The organism is Flavobacterium aerium (assembly GCF_030766725.1).
Lineage (GTDB): Bacteria > Bacteroidota > Bacteroidia > Flavobacteriales > Flavobacteriaceae > Flavobacterium > Flavobacterium aerium.
The window spans coordinates 209,623-226,946 of record NZ_JARQWR010000005.1 but is presented as its reverse complement, the minus strand read 5'-3'; the positions used below and the strand labels follow the sequence as shown (position 1 = coordinate 226,946).

Below are 17,324 nucleotides of genomic sequence, written 5' to 3'. Positions count from 1 at the left end.
AATAATTAAGCTTTAGTTTTCAATTTAGTTCTTCTTCTTTCAGCCCAAGAAATAGCATGCTTATCTAAACTTACAGTTAAGAAACGCATGATTCTTTCATCACGTCTAAATTCAGTTTCAAAACCAGCTAAAACTTCTCCAGCTACTTTGAATTCAAATAAGTGATAAAAACCACTTTTTTTGTGTTGGATTTCGTAAGCCATTTTTTTTAGGCCCCAATCCTCTTTAGATACCATCTCTGCTCCTTTTGAAGTAAGAAAATCTTCGAATTTGCTTACTGTTTCCTTTACCTGTTGTTCAGATAAAACGGGATTCAAGATGAAAACAGTTTCATAATGATTCATAATAATTCTATTTTATTTGTTAAAAATATGGGTGCAAAAGTAATGATAATTCTCTAACTAACAAACCTGTTTGGCTTTTTTATTTTATTTTCCTATTTTCGCTTAATTGTTTTAGGATAACAATAATATTATAATTATTTTTATTGACCATTCTGCTTATTAATTTAATGCTTGCTTATGAAACTGAATTGCGTAGTTGTTGACGATAGTACTATACAGCGAATGACTGTTACAAAATTAGTGAATACGCACTCTAATTTAAACCTTGTCGGAGAATTTTCCAATGCCATAGAAACTAAAAATTGCTTATCCCATAAGGCTGTCGATTTGATTTTCCTGGATATTGAAATGCCTGTAATTAACGGATTTGATTTATTAGATGGTTTAAAGATAAAGCCTCAAATTATATTCATCACTGCTAAAGCAGAATATGCATTAAAGGCATTTGATTATGATGCTACTGATTATCTCCATAAACCTATTTCAAAAGAACGCTTCAATGCTGCTGTAAAAAGAGCGATTGATATGTTCCAATTGAAAAAGGAGAGTATTGACGAGGATGGAGAGCATATTTTCATTAAAAGTAATCTTAAGAAACTAAAAATATTTACATCTAAAATCAAATGGATTGAAGCCTATGGTGATTACGTTAAAGTAGTTACTGAGGATGAAAATCATTTGGTGTTATCTACGATGAAGGCATTTGAAAGTGACTTACCTAAAAACAAGTTTATTCGCGTACACAAATCCTTTATCATCAATATTGATAAAATCGAAAAGTTCAACAGTAAGTTTGCCGAGATAGGTATTAACAAGATTCCTCTGAGTCGTAACAAGAAGGAAGATTTGGTTAAGGCTTTAGCTACTGACTAATAAAAATCTACATTTACACTAACTTTTATAGCTCTGTATTGTGCAACAGCTTCAAAACTATTCAATATTTTCTGAATAGTTTTTTTTGTGCCTCCAATGGATTGATTTTGTGGAATTTTCACCATAATCACTCGGATATATTCATTTCTTATTCTACTAATAGGTGGTTCTTCTGGCCCTAAAACTGGAATGTCTAGATTTTGCTTCATCACATTAAACAACCATAAAGCACCTTCTTTTAATTTATCAAAATCACGGTGTTTTAAAGTCAATTTAATCAAACGGAAATAAGGTGGATATTTATATAAGTATCTTTCATATACCTGCTCATTGTACATTCCCAAATAATCATTGTTTGTCACCTGTTGAATCACATTGTGATCTGGATTATAAGTCTGGATATACACTTTTCCTCTTTTCTCAGATCGTCCTGCTCTACCCGCTACCTGTGTCATCATTTGATAACTTCGTTCAAAAGCTCTAAAATCTGGATGATACAGCATATTGTCTGCATTCATTATTCCAACAAGGCTTACATTATCAAAATCTAATCCTTTGGCTAACATCTGAGTACCTACTAATATATCGACTTCTCTGTTTTTAAAGCTGTCAATTATTTTTTCATATCCATATTTTCCACGGGTAGTATCTTGATCCATTCGTCCAATTTTCCGCTCTGGAAAAAGAGTAACTAATTCTTGTTGGATTTGCTCTGTTCCAAATCCTTTTGTCGTTAAATCAACGCTATGGCATTGATGGCAATTTGTTGGGTTTGCCATACTATACCCACAATAATGGCATCGCAGTTGGTTTTTATGTTTATGATATGTCAAACTCACATCGCATTGCGGACATTGCGGAACATTCCCGCAGGTCATACATTCAATCACTGGGGAATATCCTCTTCTATTTTGAAACAGTATTACTTGCTCCTCTAATGCCAATGCTTCTGTAATAGCGTCAATTAAGGTATCGCTAAAATGACCGGACATTTTTTTACGTTTGTATTTATCTTTTAGATCAACTAATTCAATCTCTGGCATCATTCCATTCCCATAGCGTTCTTTTAAAAACACATAACCATATTTGCCTGATTGTGCATTAAAATAGGTTTCAATACTGGGTGTTGCAGAACCTAGAAGCACCTTTGCTTGATGACTGTGCGCCAAAACAATTGAGGCATCTCGTGCATGATAGCGCGGTGCCGGATCAAATTGTTTAAAGGTTTGTTCATGTTCTTCATCAACAATGATTAATCCTAAATTTGAAAACGGTAAGAATAGAGCTGATCGTACACCTATCACTATTTTTGCTTTTGCAGATTGCGTTCTAATTTGTTGCCAAACCTCAACTCGTTCATTATTACTGAATTTAGAATGATATACTGCTACATCATTACCAAAATAAGCTCTTAATCTCCCTACAAGCTGGGTTGTCAAAGCAATTTCTGGTAACAGATACAATACCTGTTTTCCTTCCGCTACATATTGCTCAATTAACTTACTATAAATTTCCGTTTTTCCGCTGGCTGTTACACCTTGCAAAAGAGTAACTGATTGATTTTCAAAAGTAGAAACTACTTCATCAAAAGCTTTTTGTTGGGGTTCACTTAGCGTAAAATTATATTTATCCGCCACACCTTTAACAGTCAATCGATCTTCTTGTAAATGGTATTCTTCAAAAATTTCTTTTGTAATTAGCGCCTTTACAATAGCATTCGAACTATCAGCTGCTTCTACTAATTTCTTAACGGTAATTGGTTTCTTCTCTGTGGCGCTAATTTGGAAAAAACTCATTACAACGTCTTTCTGCTTGGGCGCATTTTGTAATTGTTGTAACAATTCACTCAATCCTTCATTGGTTCTGTATTGCTCACACAAACGAACGTATCGAGTCATTTTGGGTTTATACACTTCGACTACTTCTTCTTCTAACACGACTGCATCTTTATCCATCATTCCTTTTACAATTGGAAAGACATTTTTCTTTCCAAGAATATTGATAATATCATGTAGTTTTAATGAAGTTTGTCGCTGTAAAGCTTCATAAATTAAAAATTCATCGTCCGAGAATCCCGTTTGATCTATAGTCGTATTTGGTTTTTGTGAAATAATCGTTTCACTTTCTAATAATAAAGCCGAAGGCATTGCACCGCGATATACATCACCTATTGCACACATATAATAGGATGCAATCCACTTCCAATGTTCAATTTGAAGTTCATTGACAATGGGTTCTTCATCTAATATTTGGTGAATTTCTTTTGCTTCGTATAAAGCAGGTGGCGTTTGATGTATTTCGATAACTAAACCAGTATATACTTTTGTTTTACCAAAAGGTACAGCAATACGCATTCCTTTTTTAATATAATTGAATTCGGCTTCAGTAATACTATAGGTAAAAGGCTTTGGTAAGGATAATGGTAAAATTACTTCAACGAAATAAGGCATATATTGAGTTTAGAATAACAAAGATACTCTTCAAAAGGCATAAAAAAAAACACTTCATCGCTGAAGTGTTTTTCATTTTGGTTGGTATATGTTTTACTTGACTCTAGACCAAGTTTGTGTTCTTCCTAAAAGAGAGATTCCAATATATCCTCTAACGTTTAATTTATCTTTTCCGTCAAGGCTAACATTGCATTTGTACAGTTTTCCTTTGTTTGGATCTAAAATTTTTCCGCCAGAATACTCTTTACCACTTTTTGATAATCCTTTAATAATTGTCAACCCTAAAATCGGCTTATCTTTATCTTCTCCAGGACAATCTTTGCATTTTGCGTTTTTTTTCTCTGGGTTTAAGATTTCAACTACTTTACCATAAATTTTCCCGTCTTTCTCCGTAATCTCTACGATTGACTTCGCTTCTCCGGTTTCATCATCTACGGTTTTCCATTTACCTGTAACGTCTTGTGCTTGAACTGAAAAAACGCCAGCAACCGCTACAAATAAGATTGTTAATAAATGCTTTTTCATTTTCTTTTGTTTTAAGGTTTGGCTAAATATATAAATTTTTTCTTTTTAATCTATGAATTGTTGCATTTAATTCGAATCCTAATAATAAAATCATGCAGTTAATCCAAATATAGATCATTAATACAAGAAGCGTACCAATAGAGCCATATAACTCATTGTACTTTGAAAATCGCTCTACATAAATCCCAAAGAAATAAGAAGATATAATGATTAATATCGTTGTAAAAACTGAACCATAGCTAATGAAGGAGTTTTTTGATGTTTCCTTAGCACCGTATTTAAACATCACAGAGGTTGTCACTAGAATCATAATAATTACAAACAGGTATCTCCCCCATTCCACAAGATATACTTGATCCTGCAAAACACCTTCACTTTGTAGCTTTCGAATAAATATTTCAAAAATTACAATAGCAGCCACTGTAATCAATAAAATGAAAGACAATAGAATAGACATCGCTAATGCAACGGCATATTGCCTAAAGAAACCTCTTGTAATTGTAATATGATATGAGTTTTGGAAGCCGCCAAGAATAGCATTAACACCATTGGCCATTAAGAAAATAGACAATATAAATCCCGAAGAAAGTAAACTCTTGTAACTTTTATTTAAAATATCATTAATAATTGAAGCTACTGCTTCATAAGTATTTGGCGGAACGCCCTCGGCAACGAATTTTAAAAAATCTTCTTGAAATCCTTCTAAAGGGATATAAGGAATAAGGTTTAAAATAAATAATGCAAAAGGAAAAAGCGCCATAAAGAAACTGAATGCGATGGCTCCAGCACGATATGAAAAAGCACCTTTGGCTATACCGATTCCGTATAGCTCAAGTAAATCATATAGTGATAATCCTTCAAAACCGGGAAGTTTTACCTTTTTCCCCGATCGAACCAGATTCCTGATAACAGGTATCTTTTCGAGCTTATCTTCAATTTCTTTAGACATACATTATATCGCCTTCAAGCTTAAATCCATATTACTCACAGAATGAGTCAATGCTCCTGACGAGATATAATTTACTCCACATTTAGCATATTCACGTATTGTATTTTCATTAATTCCACCTGAAGATTCTGTTAAACACTGATTCCCGATTAGCTTTACAGCTTCTCTAGTCATAGCATAATCAAAGTTGTCCAGTAAGATTCTATAGACTCCTTCATTGGCTAAAATTTCTTTTACTTCTTCAATATTTCTAGCTTCAACAATAATTTTAAGGTCTAAATTGTTAGTCTTCAAATACGCATTTGTTTTTGTAATGGCTTGTGTAATACCTCCTGCAAAATCATTATGATTGTCTTTCAACATAATCATATCGTACAATCCAAAACGGTGATTCTCTCCACCTCCTATTTTCACCGCCCATTTTTCAATTGCTCGAATTCCAGGTGTTGTTTTTCTTGTATCTAATATTTTTGTTTCTGTTCCTTTTAAAATTTCAACATATGATTTTGTTTTTGTTGCAATAGCACTCATACGTTGCATTGAATTCAAAACCAAGCGCTCAGCTTTTAATATGGATTGTGAACTTCCCGCAACATGGAATGCAATATCTCCATATTTCACTGGTGTTCCGTCTTCAATAAAAACTTCTACTTTTAAGTCTTTATCTACATAATTGAAAATCATTTTAGCAAATTCTACTCCCGCCAGTATACCATCTTCTTTTACTAATAGCTTTGCTTTTCCTTGCGCAGTAGCAGGAATACAAGCTAATGAACTATGGTCACCATCACCTACATCTTCACGAATTCCGTTTTTTATAATTAATTCCAATTCTTCTCGAAATTGTGCTTCGTTTATCATATTATCAATTTTATTGAAGTGCTAAAATAGTGATTTTTTTATTTGTACTGCCTCATATTGTGTTTGCATATTACGGTTCTCTTTCTCAAATATAAAAGATTTTAAAAAGATCATGGAAACAATGTTTTATCTCATATTTTAGTTTAAAAGTAGTCTCTACTCTTGATAAAATTTAAAAAAATGTAATTTTGCAACGTAAAACCCATTCTCATGAACATCAAACTTATTGCAATTGGTAAAACGGATAACAAGGCGTTACAAACGCTAATTGATGATTATACCAAGCGATTATCTTTTTATATTAAATTTGATTTGGATATTATTCCTGACATTAAGAATGTGAAGAACCTTTCGGAAAATCAACAAAAAGAAAAAGAAGGGGAACTTATTTTATCTAAACTGACTCCTACAGATCAACTCATTTTATTGGATGAAAATGGGAAAAATTTTTCCAGTGTAGGATTTTCAGATGAACTTCAAAAAAAGATGAATTCTGGTATAAAAACTTTAGTGTTTGTTATTGGTGGTCCTTATGGTTTTAGTGAAGAAGTATATAAAAAAGCGCAAGGAAAAATTTCATTATCCTTAATGACTTTCTCTCATCAAATGGTTCGCTTGTTCTTTATTGAACAGCTCTATCGTGGATTTACTATTCTAAGAAACGAACCGTACCATCATCAATAATTTGGAATTCCTTTATTTTTGAATTGCCGCAATGATTTTAATGCATTCTACCGCTTCTTTTACATCGTGTACTCGAAGAATATTTGCGCCTTTGGTCAATGCAATTGTATTTAACACAGTGGTCCCATTCAAGGCGTCGTCTGGTTTATTCTCTAACAACTTATAAATCATAGATTTTCTTGAAATCCCAATTAACATTGGCAATTCCAGCATTTCAAACAATTCTATGTTGTAAAAAACATGGTAGTTTTGTTCTATTGTCTTAGAAAAGCCAAAGCCCGGATCAATAATCAAATCATTAATCTTGTAGCTTCTTGCTTTATTTATTTTTTCAGAAAAATAAAACAACATTTCCTTTAGAATATCATCGTATTGTGTAAATTGTTGCATGGTTTGTGGCGTACCTTTCATATGCATCATGATATAAGGAACTTGTAGTTTTGCTACCACTTCAAACATTTTCTCATCCAAGCCACCAGCAGCAATATCATTAATCAATGCTGCACCTGCTTCAACACTTTGTTTTGCTACTTCACTACGAAATGTATCAATGGACAATAAAGCTTCTGGAAAACGCTTTAAAATGGATTGCAGAATAGGTAGAATTCGTTCCAATTCTTCTTCTTCAGAAACATATGCTGCGCTAGGTCGAGAAGAATAAGCACCTACATCAATAAAAGTTGCACCATGGGTTAACATTCCTTCTACTCGATTTAGAATTTCATCTTCTTGTTTATATCGTCCTCCGTCAAAAAAAGAATCTGGGGTAATATTCAAAATTCCCATTACTTTTGGAAGTGATAAGTCAATTAATTCTCCTTTGCAATTGATAACCATTTTTATGATATAGTATTTGTATTGTATTATTCTTTTTATTCCTTCATTTTTTCATCCCAATACTGCGTAATCAATACCCAATACTAAAAATTAATTCCTATTTTTGAAAAAATTTCACACAAAGATACACCGAAAATGAATAATACGGATCAGGAATACGATAAGGTCATTGCAATTTGCAGAGAACTTTACATCAACAAAATGAAAGATTATGGTAGTGCATGGAGAATACTAAGATTGCCTTCATTAACGGATCAGATATTCATCAAAGCACAACGTATCAGAAGTTTACAGGAAAATGAAATTCGCAAAGTTGATGAAGATGAATCAGGCGAATTCATCGGAATAATCAATTACTCTATTATGGCTTTAATCCAATTGGATAGAGGTGTTGCTTCTCAACCTGATTTGGATGTAGAAACGGCTACAATTCTTTTTGATGAAAAAGTAAAATTAACAAAGGAACTCATGGAGGCTAAAAACCACGATTATGGTGAAGCATGGCGCGATTTAAGAGTGAGTTCTTTAACCGATATTATTCTTCAAAAATTATTACGTGTCAAACAAATTGAAAACAATAAAGGTAAAACTTTAGTTTCCGAAGGTATTGATGCAAATTATCAAGACATGATTAACTATGCTATTTTCGCTTTAATTTTAAAAGGTTTTGCAGATACAAAATAACTAACCCATAACTCTTCAGTACAAAATCTAGATTAAGGTTTTGTATTGAAACTTTAAAAATACTATTATGAAATTATTAGTCCACTTTTCAAGAATTTTTGTCGGTATATTATTCATTATTTCAGGTTTCATCAAATTGAATGATCCAGTAGGTTTCTCTTTTAAGCTTCAGGAATATTTTGGTGAGAATGTTTTAAATCTTGAATTTTTAATCCCATATGCTCTTGGAATTGCACTGTTTGTAGTCATTTTTGAAGTTGTGTTAGGAATTCTACTTTTAATTGGCTTCAAGTCAAAATTCACAATGTGGAGTTTATTATTGATGATAATATTTTTCACTTTCCTTACTTTCTATTCTGCTTACTTCAATAAAGTTACAGATTGTGGTTGTTTTGGTGATGCCGTAAAACTAACGCCTTGGCAATCATTTTATAAAGATTTAATTCTTTTATTCTTTATCTTAATCTTATTCTTCAACAAGCATTTAATAAAACCGATATTCAGTCGTACAGGACAAAACTTAACTGTGTTTGTGAGTTTTGCAGCTTGTATGATTTTCGCTTATTATGTATTAAATCACTTACCTCTTATTGATTTCAGACCTTATAAAATAGGAAACAACATTCAGGCTGGTATGACAATTCCAGAAAATGCTCCAAAATCAGTATATGAGTACAAATGGACTTTTAAAGTAAATGGGAAAGAGGAAGTAATTGTAAACAAAGGGGCTTATCCTACTATTGCGGGAGAATATGTATCTGTTGAAACAACAGAAATGGAAAAAGGATATGAACCGCCTATCCATGATTTTTCTATTGAAAAAGATGGAGAAGATTTCACAGAAGCCATGTTGAATGAGCCTAAGTTGGTTATGATCGTTGCTTACAATTTATCTAAATCAAACCAAGATGGATTGGCAAAACTGGAAGAATTAAATCAACAGGCAAAAGCAAAAGGCTATAAAGTAATTGCCGTTACTGCTTCTTTAGACAATCTTATTGCTAAAGCAAAAGCAGACTATCACTTTACTTTTGATTTCTATTTCTGTGATGAAACAACATTAAAAACTATCGTTCGTTCAAATCCTGGTATCTTAGTATTAGATAAAGGAACCGTAAAACAAATGGTACATTATAATGATATCAAAAAATTAAAACTGTAATTGTAGCACTGATTTATTCTAAAGAGTTTTAAATTAAATACGCCATTGATTAAATATTTCTTACATAAAACGGGGTATGCTTTACTCACTCTTTGGGGTGTAATTACAGTAATATTCTTTTTATTCACCGTATTACCTGGCGATCCCGCACGAATGATGTTGGATCAGAATGAGAATTCAGAACAGCTGGCTATCGTAAAAAAGAAGTATGGTTTTGATAAACCAGTAGGTCAACAATATTTGTATTACCTCAACGATTTATCACCGCTTTCTTTCCATAGCACTAATAAAGAGGATTATACATTCCTTTCTCCTGATAAATACAATGCTTTGTCGTTGTTTTCAATTGGGAATACTACAGTTGTTTTAAAAACACCTTACTTACGGGAATCATTTCAAAAAAGTGGTAAAAAAGTAACGCAGGTTATTGGAGATACACTACCCAACACTGTTGTGTTGGCTTGTTTAGCCATTATTATCGCATTGATTATTGGAATTATATTTGGAATTATTTCTGCTTTGTATAAAGATACTTGGATTGATCGTTCCATCGCTTTACTCAGTACCTTAGGAATGAGTGTTCCTTCCTTTTTTAGTGCTATTATTTTTGCTTGGCTTTTTGGTTTTGTCTTGAATAAATACACTCACCTGAATATGACTGGAAGTTTATATGAGGTGGATGATTTTGGTTCTGGTTCTTATATCCAATGGAAAAATTGTATTCTTCCTGCCATTGTTCTAGGTATTCGTCCCTTGGCTGTGGTTATTCAATTAATGCGAAACTCCTTATTAGAAGTTTTGGGTCAGGATTACATCCGTACTGCCCGAGCCAAAGGATTAACGGAATTTCAAATTATACGAAAACACGCTGTTAAAAATGCTCTAAACCCAGTTGTTACAGCAATATCAGGATGGTTTGCCTCTATGCTAGCAGGAGCTGTTTTTGTAGAATATATTTTCGGATGGAATGGATTGGGTAAAGAAATAGTAGAAGCTTTAAACAATTTGGATTTACCTGTAATTATGGGATCAGTTATTGTAATTGCTACTACTTTCGTTGTCATCAATATCTTGGTAGATATCATTTATGCTTATTTAGATCCTAAAATTCGATTGTAATAATTATTTATTAAAATTGATTAAAAATAATTCTGGTTCACTAATTTTACAATAAAATCACACTTATGAAAAAACTATTGTTGTTATCTCTTTTCATTTTATCTAGCGTTGGTACTATCCAAGCACAAACCCCTACAACGTTCACCCCAGAAGGTTTAGCAGAAAAGCTACAAACTGTAGACGGAAAAGAAATCAGTTTTCAAGAAATACTAAAGAAATACGAAGGAAAAACCATCGTCATGGATGTATGGGCTTCTTGGTGTAAGGACTGTGTTGCTGGTATGCCTAAATTAAAAACATTACAGAGCACTTTCAAAAAAGATGTAGTTTATCTTTTCATATCCATGGATAAAAATGCTGAAGCTTGGAAAAAAGGTATTGAAAAATACGATGTAAAAGGAGAGCATTATTTAGTTTCTGATGGAATGAAAGGTGTTTTTGGTAAATCAATTACTTTAGATTGGATTCCAAGATATATGGTTATTGACAAAAAAGGTAAAATTGCTTTGTACAAAGCTATTGAAGCAGATGATAAGAATTTGAATACTATATTAAAAAAAATTAAATAATGAGAAAAAAGATTGTCGCTGGTAACTGGAAAATGCACAAGAACAGCCAAGAAACAGAAGCTTTATTAGATGAATTACTATCAAAACGTCCTGAAAACACTACAACTAAAATTGTAGTTTCTCCAACGTTTGTTAATTTAGTTCCTGCTGTAAAACAATTATCATCCTCGAATATTATTGTTGCTGCACAAAATATGCATCAGGCAGAAAGCGGTGCTTTCACAGGTGAAATTTCGGCTAGTATGCTCAAAAGTATTGGGGTAAATACCGTAATTCTTGGTCACTCAGAGCGTCGTGCTTATTTCCATGAAACTGATGCCCTTTTAGCTGAAAAAGTAAATACTGCACTAAAATATAATTTTACAATTATTTTCTGTTTTGGTGAAGAATTAAAAGACAGACAATCTGAAAATCATTTTAATATTGTTGAAAATCAATTAAGAGAAGCTTTATTCCATCTAACTGTTGCAGACTGGCCTAACATTGTTTTGGCATATGAGCCTGTATGGGCCATCGGAACAGGCGAAACTGCTTCTCCTGAACAAGCACAAGAAATGCATGCTTTTATCCGTAATACGGTCAAAAATCAGTATGGTAATGCTACAGCAGAAAGCGTATCAATTCTTTATGGTGGAAGTGTAAAACCAGACAACGCTAAGGAGATATTTTCTAAGCCAGATGTTGATGGTGGATTGATTGGTGGGGCTGCTTTAAAAGCAGATGACTTCCTAGCAATCGTAAACGCGATGTAAGATAAGAGAATCATTTATATCATAAAAAAGCCTGTCTAAATTTAAACAGGCTTTTTTTATTTTTAGTATAAATTTTTATATTCCGATTTCAACTTGAAAGCGAACATACCAATTGTTTTTCATACTTCCATCAATATAATGTAATTCATCCAAGCTCACTTCCGCTTGCAATTTGAAGGCATGTTCCCAAATGTATTTTGTAACTCCTAAACTATATTGATTTGTATCTGGTGTTAGTGCCTTAATATCATCATTGACATCTTGGGTAGAGTAGCGACCAATAATTTCATATTTTGAAGGAAAAACATAACTCAACTGATAATCCATTCCGCTACCTGTAAAAACATATACTGGTTTTATAGTAGGATCCGTAAGATCTACTGTAATAGGGTCTTTGGATACACGATTCATATAAGCAGTTTGAAAAGCCCAGCCATTGTATTTGAACATCGCATCCAACAACAGTGAAGACATATTTCTTTTTTCAAAAAGATATTCTCCTAATTGCCCTTGTGTTTTTCGTGCCTTATTATTATACTGATAAGCTCCAGAAAACATTAATTTCGGTTTCTTTTCACGTACAACATCCCCTTCAAAATAGGTACCATCTTTTGTAAATGACCCTAATGGAAAGATCTCAACTTTACCGGTATAGGCTAATCCATTATCGGGTTGTTTTGTTGAGTTACGCCCTTCTCCCGTAGAAATAGCAGCTTTTAAATTATAGGAGAATTTATCGATGTATTCATTCAAATGGTGTACTTGAAAACCGAAATCTCTATCAATCGTAAACTTTGCATTATTGATCGTACGGTCTGTTAATTGCAACCCTCCTGAGGAGTTTACACGTTGTCTATTTCCTGGTAACTTTGTTTGTCCAAAAGCAATATTCCAATGCTTATTTGGTCTATAGAAAATTACCGCATCTCGGATAATATTAATATTTTCACCGTCTTGAATTTCTCCTACATCTCCAGGAGCGAAAGACAATTGAATTGCATATAAAAATCGTGGATCTCCTACATAACCATCAAAACGTAATCGCAAACGACGAATTTGACCATCGAATGCAGATTCTTGACCTTCGTTATCCAAATAGGTCACTCGGTTTTGCATTCTAAAACGAATATTCAGTTGAAATATACTGTCGGGTGAGGTTAACCCAAGTCCTTTTCCGTAACTATAATACGGTAGTGCTGAAAGCTTTAAATCATTATCTGTCTTAGATTGTTTAATACTTACTTGTCCTTGTACTGTAGCTATAAAGCCCAAAACAAGAACACATAATAACAATTTCTTCATGTTTTATTTCTTTAAACAAAACTAGCATTATTTTTTTAGGTTTCAAAGTCAAGATAATACTACCTTTGCCGAAATTTAGAAATTATGTCAAATATATATTTAGGTTACCATTTTAAGGTTGAACCAAAAGAATTAGGTTCAGAAATTTTAATTGCTCAATTAGGCGAAACAGCCTTTGAAAGTTTTATTGAAACCGAAGATGGTTTATCTGCTTATGTACAGAAAGATTTTTGGAACGAAAACATTTTAGAAGAGGTTACTATTCTTGATTCTTCTGAATTTAAGATTAGTTATACTTTTGAAGAAATTGAACAGGTAAACTGGAATGAAGAATGGGAAAAGAATTTCGAACCTATTGAAGTTGATGGAATCTGTCAAGTAAGAGCTCCATTTCATCCGAAAAAAGACACACAATTTGATATTATTATTGAACCAAAAATGTCTTTCGGAACGGGTCATCATGAAACTACACATATGATGATTCAACATTTATTGGAAACTGATTTAACGGGTAAAAAGACATTAGACATGGGTTGTGGCACTGCTATTTTGGCTATTTTAGCTGAAATGAAAGGTGCAAATCCTATTGATGCTATTGATATTGACAACTGGTGTTATTTGAATTCTATTGAAAATGCAAGTCGTAACAACTGTCATAATATTACAGTATACGAAGGTGATGCTGCCTTATTAGAAGGTAAAAAATACGATGTTATCATTGCTAACATCAACCGTAATATCTTATTGAATGACATGGAACAATATGTTTCTTGTTTAAATCCAAATGGAACATTATTTTTAAGTGGATTCTATGAAGAAGATATTCCTTTTATTGATGCTTCATGTACCGAAAAAGGCTTAAAATATGTTAAAAAGTTTCAAAAGAATAATTGGGTTGCTTTAAAATATGTAAATTAGCTTTTTAAAGATTAAACGTTTGAATATGAGTACCAAAGAAAAAGTTTTAGAAGAAGTATTAGTTGAGGAATCCATTGCACTAAACAATGAAATTGTATTGTATAATGATGATGTAAATACCTTTGACCACGTTATTGAAACTTTAATTAAAGTTTGCGAACATACTTCGGAACAAGCAGAACAATGTGCCTTACTGGTTCATTATAAAGGAAAATGTACTGTCAAAACGGGACAATTGCAGGAATTAAAACCGCAATGTACTCGTTTACTAGCGGCCGGTTTGAGTGCTGAAATAATTTAAATAAAAAAGACCTCACTATTGAGGTCTTTTTTTTATCTTTCTATTTCTTAGACTGAAAACAATCACATGAAAGAATTAGCAGAGATTATCACGAAACATTTAAGTAGTATTGTCGAAATCATTGCTGCTATAATTATCAGTATTGCTTTACTGAAATTCATATATGGTTATCTAAAAAACATTTTCATATTAGATAACGCTACAACAAATCAACTTTTAAGAATCCAATTTGGAAGTGCATTAGCACTGGCATTAGAGCTATTATTAGGCGCCGATATCCTTGCTACAGCTATTGCTCCTACTTGGGATGACATTGGCAAGCTAGCTGCTATTGCTGTTCTCCGTACTGCATTAAATTACTTCTTAGAACGAGAATTAAAGGCTTCTGATTTAGGTAACAAAAAAGAACCCATCTTACCCGAATAAAACAAAAAAGTCCCGATTATATCGGAACTTTTTTGTTTTATTAATGGGGTAACTTGTCTTTAAACAGTCCATACAGGAAAGTTCCAAGCATGGCTCCTACAAATACAATAAGCACGCTCCAAAAACCTGCTCCAAGTAATATAAAAATTGGCCCAGGGCATGTTCCAACTAAGGCCCAACCTAATCCAAATAATATTCCACCTAGCCAATATCTTGTAAATCCTTTTTCTTTATCTTGAATTTCAATTGGATTTCCTTTGTAATCTTTAACGTTAAAACGTTTAATGATTTGTACACCTACAACACCTGTTACTACAGCTGTCATTATTATACCATACATATGAAAGGATTGAAAATGAAACATTTCATATATTCTGTACCATGATACGGCTTCTGATTTCGTCAAAATGATTCCAAAAACAAATCCGACTACTAAAAATTTTAAAAATTTCATCTCTAGTTATAGTATTAAAGGCAATAATAAATGTGCCATGATTAAACCTCCTATAAAAAATCCGACTACCGCAATCAGCGATGGAATTTGTAAATTACTTAATCCTGAAATCGCATGTCCCGAGGTACAACCTCCTGCATAGCGGGTTCCAAAACCAACTAATATTCCTCCAATTAATAATATTACAATTACTTTAGGAGATTGAAGTGCCTCCATACTAAATAATGCATCTGGCAATAACTTCCCTTCTGGTGCATCAATATGTAATGCGGACAGTTGTTCTATCGTTTTTGGATTCAACTTTACTCCTTGCCCATCGTTCATATAATTCACTGCAACAAAACCACCTAGCATTGCACCAAGTACTACCACTAGGTTCCAACGTTGACTTTTCCAATCAAATCTAAAAAAATCAGAAAATTTCCCTGCACCCGATATGGTACACAGTGTTCGGAGGTTCGAAGACATTCCAAAACTCTTTCCGAAATAAATAAGCAATAACATTACCATTCCTATTACGAAACCCGCAACATACCATGGCCAAGTTTGATAAATCCAATCCATTATATTTATATTTTCCCCAAAAATACAAATTCAAAATTAGTTATCTTACTCTCTGTCGAAAGGAAATAAATTTTAACCTTTGCCGTTCTTTTAAAAACCTTTAACTTTGATAGGTAATAACCTGTATTGAACCGCCTTTTTATGAAAAAAATATTTTTATTATCCAGTCTTTTATTACTTACCATAGTAACTTCTTGTATCAGTACAAAAAATACAATTAGAAATATTGATGATAGTGCTATTGCTCCTACTCTATTGGATGAAAATACTTATAAAATAACGGTACAGAGTACGGATAAAAAATACGGTTATGATAAAAATTATCCTATCCATGTAGGTTTCACCAAATTGGAAGAGGGCCCCGTAAACCAAAGGCGTTTCCTTAATGCTTTGGCAGGTCCTAATGGAGAAAAAATAAAATATGAAAGATTATTCAACTGTTGCCCTTTTCCTTCTAAAAAAAGTGAACTGGGAAGTGGTTTATTAGATCAATACAAAATCACATGGGAAGGTCAAGAGAAACCGATTATGTTATACTTGGACATGTATGAAAAAGGGCAAATAATGATTCCTGTTGGCCTAACTGTGAAACAGAAATAAAGTACAGAAATTTCTTCTTCTTAAACGCAATAATATTTCAGTATAAAATCTTAAAATTAACCTTTTCCATCTTAAATATCGTAAATTTGCGGTGTTTAAAAAATATTGCAAATGAACTTACAAGATATACCACAGATTAAGCATTTAGATAGCGGTAATTTTTTCCTTTTAGCTGGCCCTTGCGCTATTGAAGGGGAAGAAATGGCAATGCGTATTGCTGAAAAAATCGTTACTATTACTGATAAATTACAAATTCCTTATGTATTCAAAGGATCTTTTAAAAAAGCAAATCGTTCAAGAATTGATAGTTTCACTGGAATTGGAGATGAAAAAGCTTTAAAAATCCTTCAAAAAGTATCTCAAACTTTTGGAGTTCCAACGGTAACTGATATTCATACAAACGAAGATGCTAGAATGGCAGCAGAATATGTTGATATTCTTCAAATCCCTGCTTTCTTAGTACGTCAAACTGATTTAGTTATGGCTGCTGCGGAAACTGGAAGAACGGTTAACCTGAAAAAGGGGCAATTCATGAGTCCGGAAAGTATGAAACATGCTGTACAAAAAGTTTTAGATTGTAAAAATGACAAAGTCATGGTTACAGATCGTGGAACAATGTTTGGTTACCAAGATATGATTGTAGATTTCAGAGGTATTCCAACTATGCGTGAATACGCATCGACAGTATTGGATGTTACTCATTCTTTACAACAGCCGAATCAATCTGCTGGTGTAACAGGTGGTCGTCCGGATATGATTGAAACCATTGCTAAAGCAGGAATTGCTGTTGGCGTTGACGGAATTTTTATCGAAACTCATTTTGACCCAGCAAATGCTAAAAGTGATGGGGCTAATATGTTGCATTTAGATTATTTTGAAGATCTAATGACCAAATTAGTAGCTATCCGCAAAACTGTAAATACTTTCTAATTTTATTATATTAAAAAACC

At 32.8% G+C, this 17,324-nt stretch carries 21 protein-coding genes; 12 read left to right on the top strand and 9 right to left on the bottom strand.

Annotated elements, in window-relative coordinates; translation table 11 throughout:
* Positions 1-5 precede the first annotated feature (5 nt).
* A complete protein-coding gene (rpsF, locus tag P6733_RS08790) occupies positions 6-344 on the bottom strand; it encodes a 30S ribosomal protein S6 (protein WP_306352418.1) in 339 nt (112 codons plus the stop codon).
* 177 nt (positions 345-521) lie between these two features.
* Between rpsF and P6733_RS08785 the strand changes: the two genes are divergently transcribed.
* Complete coding sequence (locus tag P6733_RS08785; protein ID WP_306352416.1) at positions 522-1,217, top strand: LytR/AlgR family response regulator transcription factor; 696 nt, start codon at positions 522-524, stop codon at positions 1,215-1,217.
* Here the strand turns inward: P6733_RS08785 and priA are convergent.
* From priA to nadC, 4 genes are all read right to left on the bottom strand, one after another.
* Positions 1,214-3,667 carry a replication restart helicase PriA gene (priA, locus tag P6733_RS08780; protein WP_306352415.1) on the bottom strand — a complete coding sequence of 818 codons (2,454 nt, stop codon included), beginning with the start codon at positions 3,665-3,667 and terminating at the stop codon, positions 1,214-1,216. The two genes, P6733_RS08785 and priA, sit on opposite strands and share 4 nt — an antisense overlap.
* 93 nt (positions 3,668-3,760) lie before the next feature.
* The gene (locus tag P6733_RS08775; RefSeq protein ID WP_306352413.1) at positions 3,761-4,192 is read right to left on the bottom strand and encodes a DUF2147 domain-containing protein; all 432 of its coding nucleotides are present in this window, start codon (positions 4,190-4,192) and stop codon (positions 3,761-3,763) included.
* Positions 4,193-4,214: 22 nt separating this feature from the next.
* Positions 4,215-5,141 (bottom strand): YihY/virulence factor BrkB family protein, encoded by a 927-nt coding sequence (locus P6733_RS08770; protein ID WP_306352411.1) that lies wholly within the window; start codon positions 5,139-5,141, stop codon positions 4,215-4,217.
* A gap of 3 nt (positions 5,142-5,144) precedes the next feature.
* A complete protein-coding gene (gene nadC / locus P6733_RS08765) occupies positions 5,145-6,002 on the bottom strand; it encodes a carboxylating nicotinate-nucleotide diphosphorylase (RefSeq protein WP_306352409.1) in 858 nt (285 codons plus the stop codon).
* 210 nt (positions 6,003-6,212) lie between these two features.
* On the opposite strand from nadC, the gene rlmH reads away from it, so the two are divergent.
* Complete coding sequence (gene rlmH / locus P6733_RS08760; RefSeq protein WP_306352407.1) at positions 6,213-6,686, top strand: 23S rRNA (pseudouridine(1915)-N(3))-methyltransferase RlmH; 474 nt, start codon at positions 6,213-6,215, stop codon at positions 6,684-6,686.
* 12 nt (positions 6,687-6,698) lie between these two features.
* Here the strand turns inward: rlmH and folP are convergent, their stop codons facing one another.
* Positions 6,699-7,523: a dihydropteroate synthase gene (folP, locus tag P6733_RS08755; RefSeq protein ID WP_306352405.1), complete on the bottom strand. Its 825-nt coding sequence runs from the start codon at positions 7,521-7,523 to the stop codon at positions 6,699-6,701.
* A gap of 135 nt (positions 7,524-7,658) precedes the next feature.
* Between folP and P6733_RS08750 the strand changes: the two genes are divergently transcribed.
* From P6733_RS08750 to tpiA, 5 genes are all read left to right on the top strand, one after another.
* The gene (locus tag P6733_RS08750) at positions 7,659-8,207 is read left to right on the top strand and encodes a DUF1599 domain-containing protein (RefSeq protein ID WP_306352403.1); all 549 of its coding nucleotides are present in this window, start codon (positions 7,659-7,661) and stop codon (positions 8,205-8,207) included.
* Positions 8,208-8,274: 67 nt separating this feature from the next.
* Positions 8,275-9,369, top strand: a complete 1,095-nt coding sequence (locus tag P6733_RS08745; RefSeq protein ID WP_306352401.1) for a BT_3928 family protein — start codon at positions 8,275-8,277, stop codon at positions 9,367-9,369.
* Positions 9,370-9,414: 45 nt separating this feature from the next.
* Positions 9,415-10,488, top strand: coding sequence for an ABC transporter permease (locus tag P6733_RS08740; RefSeq protein WP_306352399.1), 1,074 nt, complete (start codon positions 9,415-9,417; stop codon positions 10,486-10,488).
* Positions 10,489-10,553: 65 nt separating this feature from the next.
* Complete coding sequence (locus P6733_RS08735) at positions 10,554-11,057, top strand: TlpA family protein disulfide reductase (RefSeq protein WP_306352397.1); 504 nt, start codon at positions 10,554-10,556, stop codon at positions 11,055-11,057.
* Positions 11,057-11,809 carry a triose-phosphate isomerase gene (gene tpiA, locus P6733_RS08730; RefSeq protein WP_306352395.1) on the top strand — a complete coding sequence of 251 codons (753 nt, stop codon included), beginning with the start codon at positions 11,057-11,059 and terminating at the stop codon, positions 11,807-11,809. The genes P6733_RS08735 and tpiA overlap by 1 nt, the downstream gene beginning before the upstream one ends.
* Positions 11,810-11,884: 75 nt before the next feature.
* Here tpiA and P6733_RS08725 read toward each other — a convergent pair whose 3' ends face one another.
* Positions 11,885-13,111, bottom strand: coding sequence for a porin (locus P6733_RS08725; protein WP_306352393.1), 1,227 nt, complete (start codon positions 13,109-13,111; stop codon positions 11,885-11,887).
* 84 nt (positions 13,112-13,195) lie between these two features.
* On the opposite strand from P6733_RS08725, the gene prmA reads away from it, so the two are divergent.
* The 3 genes from prmA (at position 13,196) to P6733_RS08710 (ending at position 14,756) form a co-directional block, all read left to right on the top strand.
* Positions 13,196-14,029 carry a 50S ribosomal protein L11 methyltransferase gene (gene prmA, locus P6733_RS08720; protein WP_306352391.1) on the top strand — a complete coding sequence of 278 codons (834 nt, stop codon included), beginning with the start codon at positions 13,196-13,198 and terminating at the stop codon, positions 14,027-14,029.
* 25 nt (positions 14,030-14,054) lie between these two features.
* Positions 14,055-14,330: an ATP-dependent Clp protease adaptor ClpS gene (locus tag P6733_RS08715; RefSeq protein ID WP_306352389.1), complete on the top strand. Its 276-nt coding sequence runs from the start codon at positions 14,055-14,057 to the stop codon at positions 14,328-14,330.
* A 66-nt stretch (positions 14,331-14,396) separates the two neighbouring features.
* A complete protein-coding gene (locus P6733_RS08710) occupies positions 14,397-14,756 on the top strand; it encodes a DUF1622 domain-containing protein (protein WP_306352388.1) in 360 nt (119 codons plus the stop codon).
* 40 nt (positions 14,757-14,796) lie between these two features.
* Here P6733_RS08710 and P6733_RS08705 read toward each other — a convergent pair whose 3' ends face one another.
* Entirely contained in the window at positions 14,797-15,210 is a 414-nt protein-coding gene (locus P6733_RS08705) for a DUF6691 family protein (protein WP_306352386.1), read from the bottom strand.
* 6 nt (positions 15,211-15,216) lie between these two features.
* Positions 15,217-15,774, bottom strand: a complete 558-nt coding sequence (locus P6733_RS08700; protein WP_306352384.1) for a YeeE/YedE family protein — start codon at positions 15,772-15,774, stop codon at positions 15,217-15,219.
* A 141-nt stretch (positions 15,775-15,915) separates the two neighbouring features.
* Here P6733_RS08700 and P6733_RS08695 point away from each other — a divergent pair, with 141 nt between their 5' ends.
* Positions 15,916-16,374 (top strand): 2-dehydro-3-deoxyphosphooctonate aldolase, encoded by a 459-nt coding sequence (locus P6733_RS08695; protein WP_306352383.1) that lies wholly within the window; start codon positions 15,916-15,918, stop codon positions 16,372-16,374.
* A 111-nt stretch (positions 16,375-16,485) separates the two neighbouring features.
* The gene (kdsA, locus tag P6733_RS08690) at positions 16,486-17,304 is read left to right on the top strand and encodes a 3-deoxy-8-phosphooctulonate synthase (RefSeq protein ID WP_306352381.1); all 819 of its coding nucleotides are present in this window, start codon (positions 16,486-16,488) and stop codon (positions 17,302-17,304) included.
* Positions 17,305-17,324 lie beyond the last annotated feature (20 nt).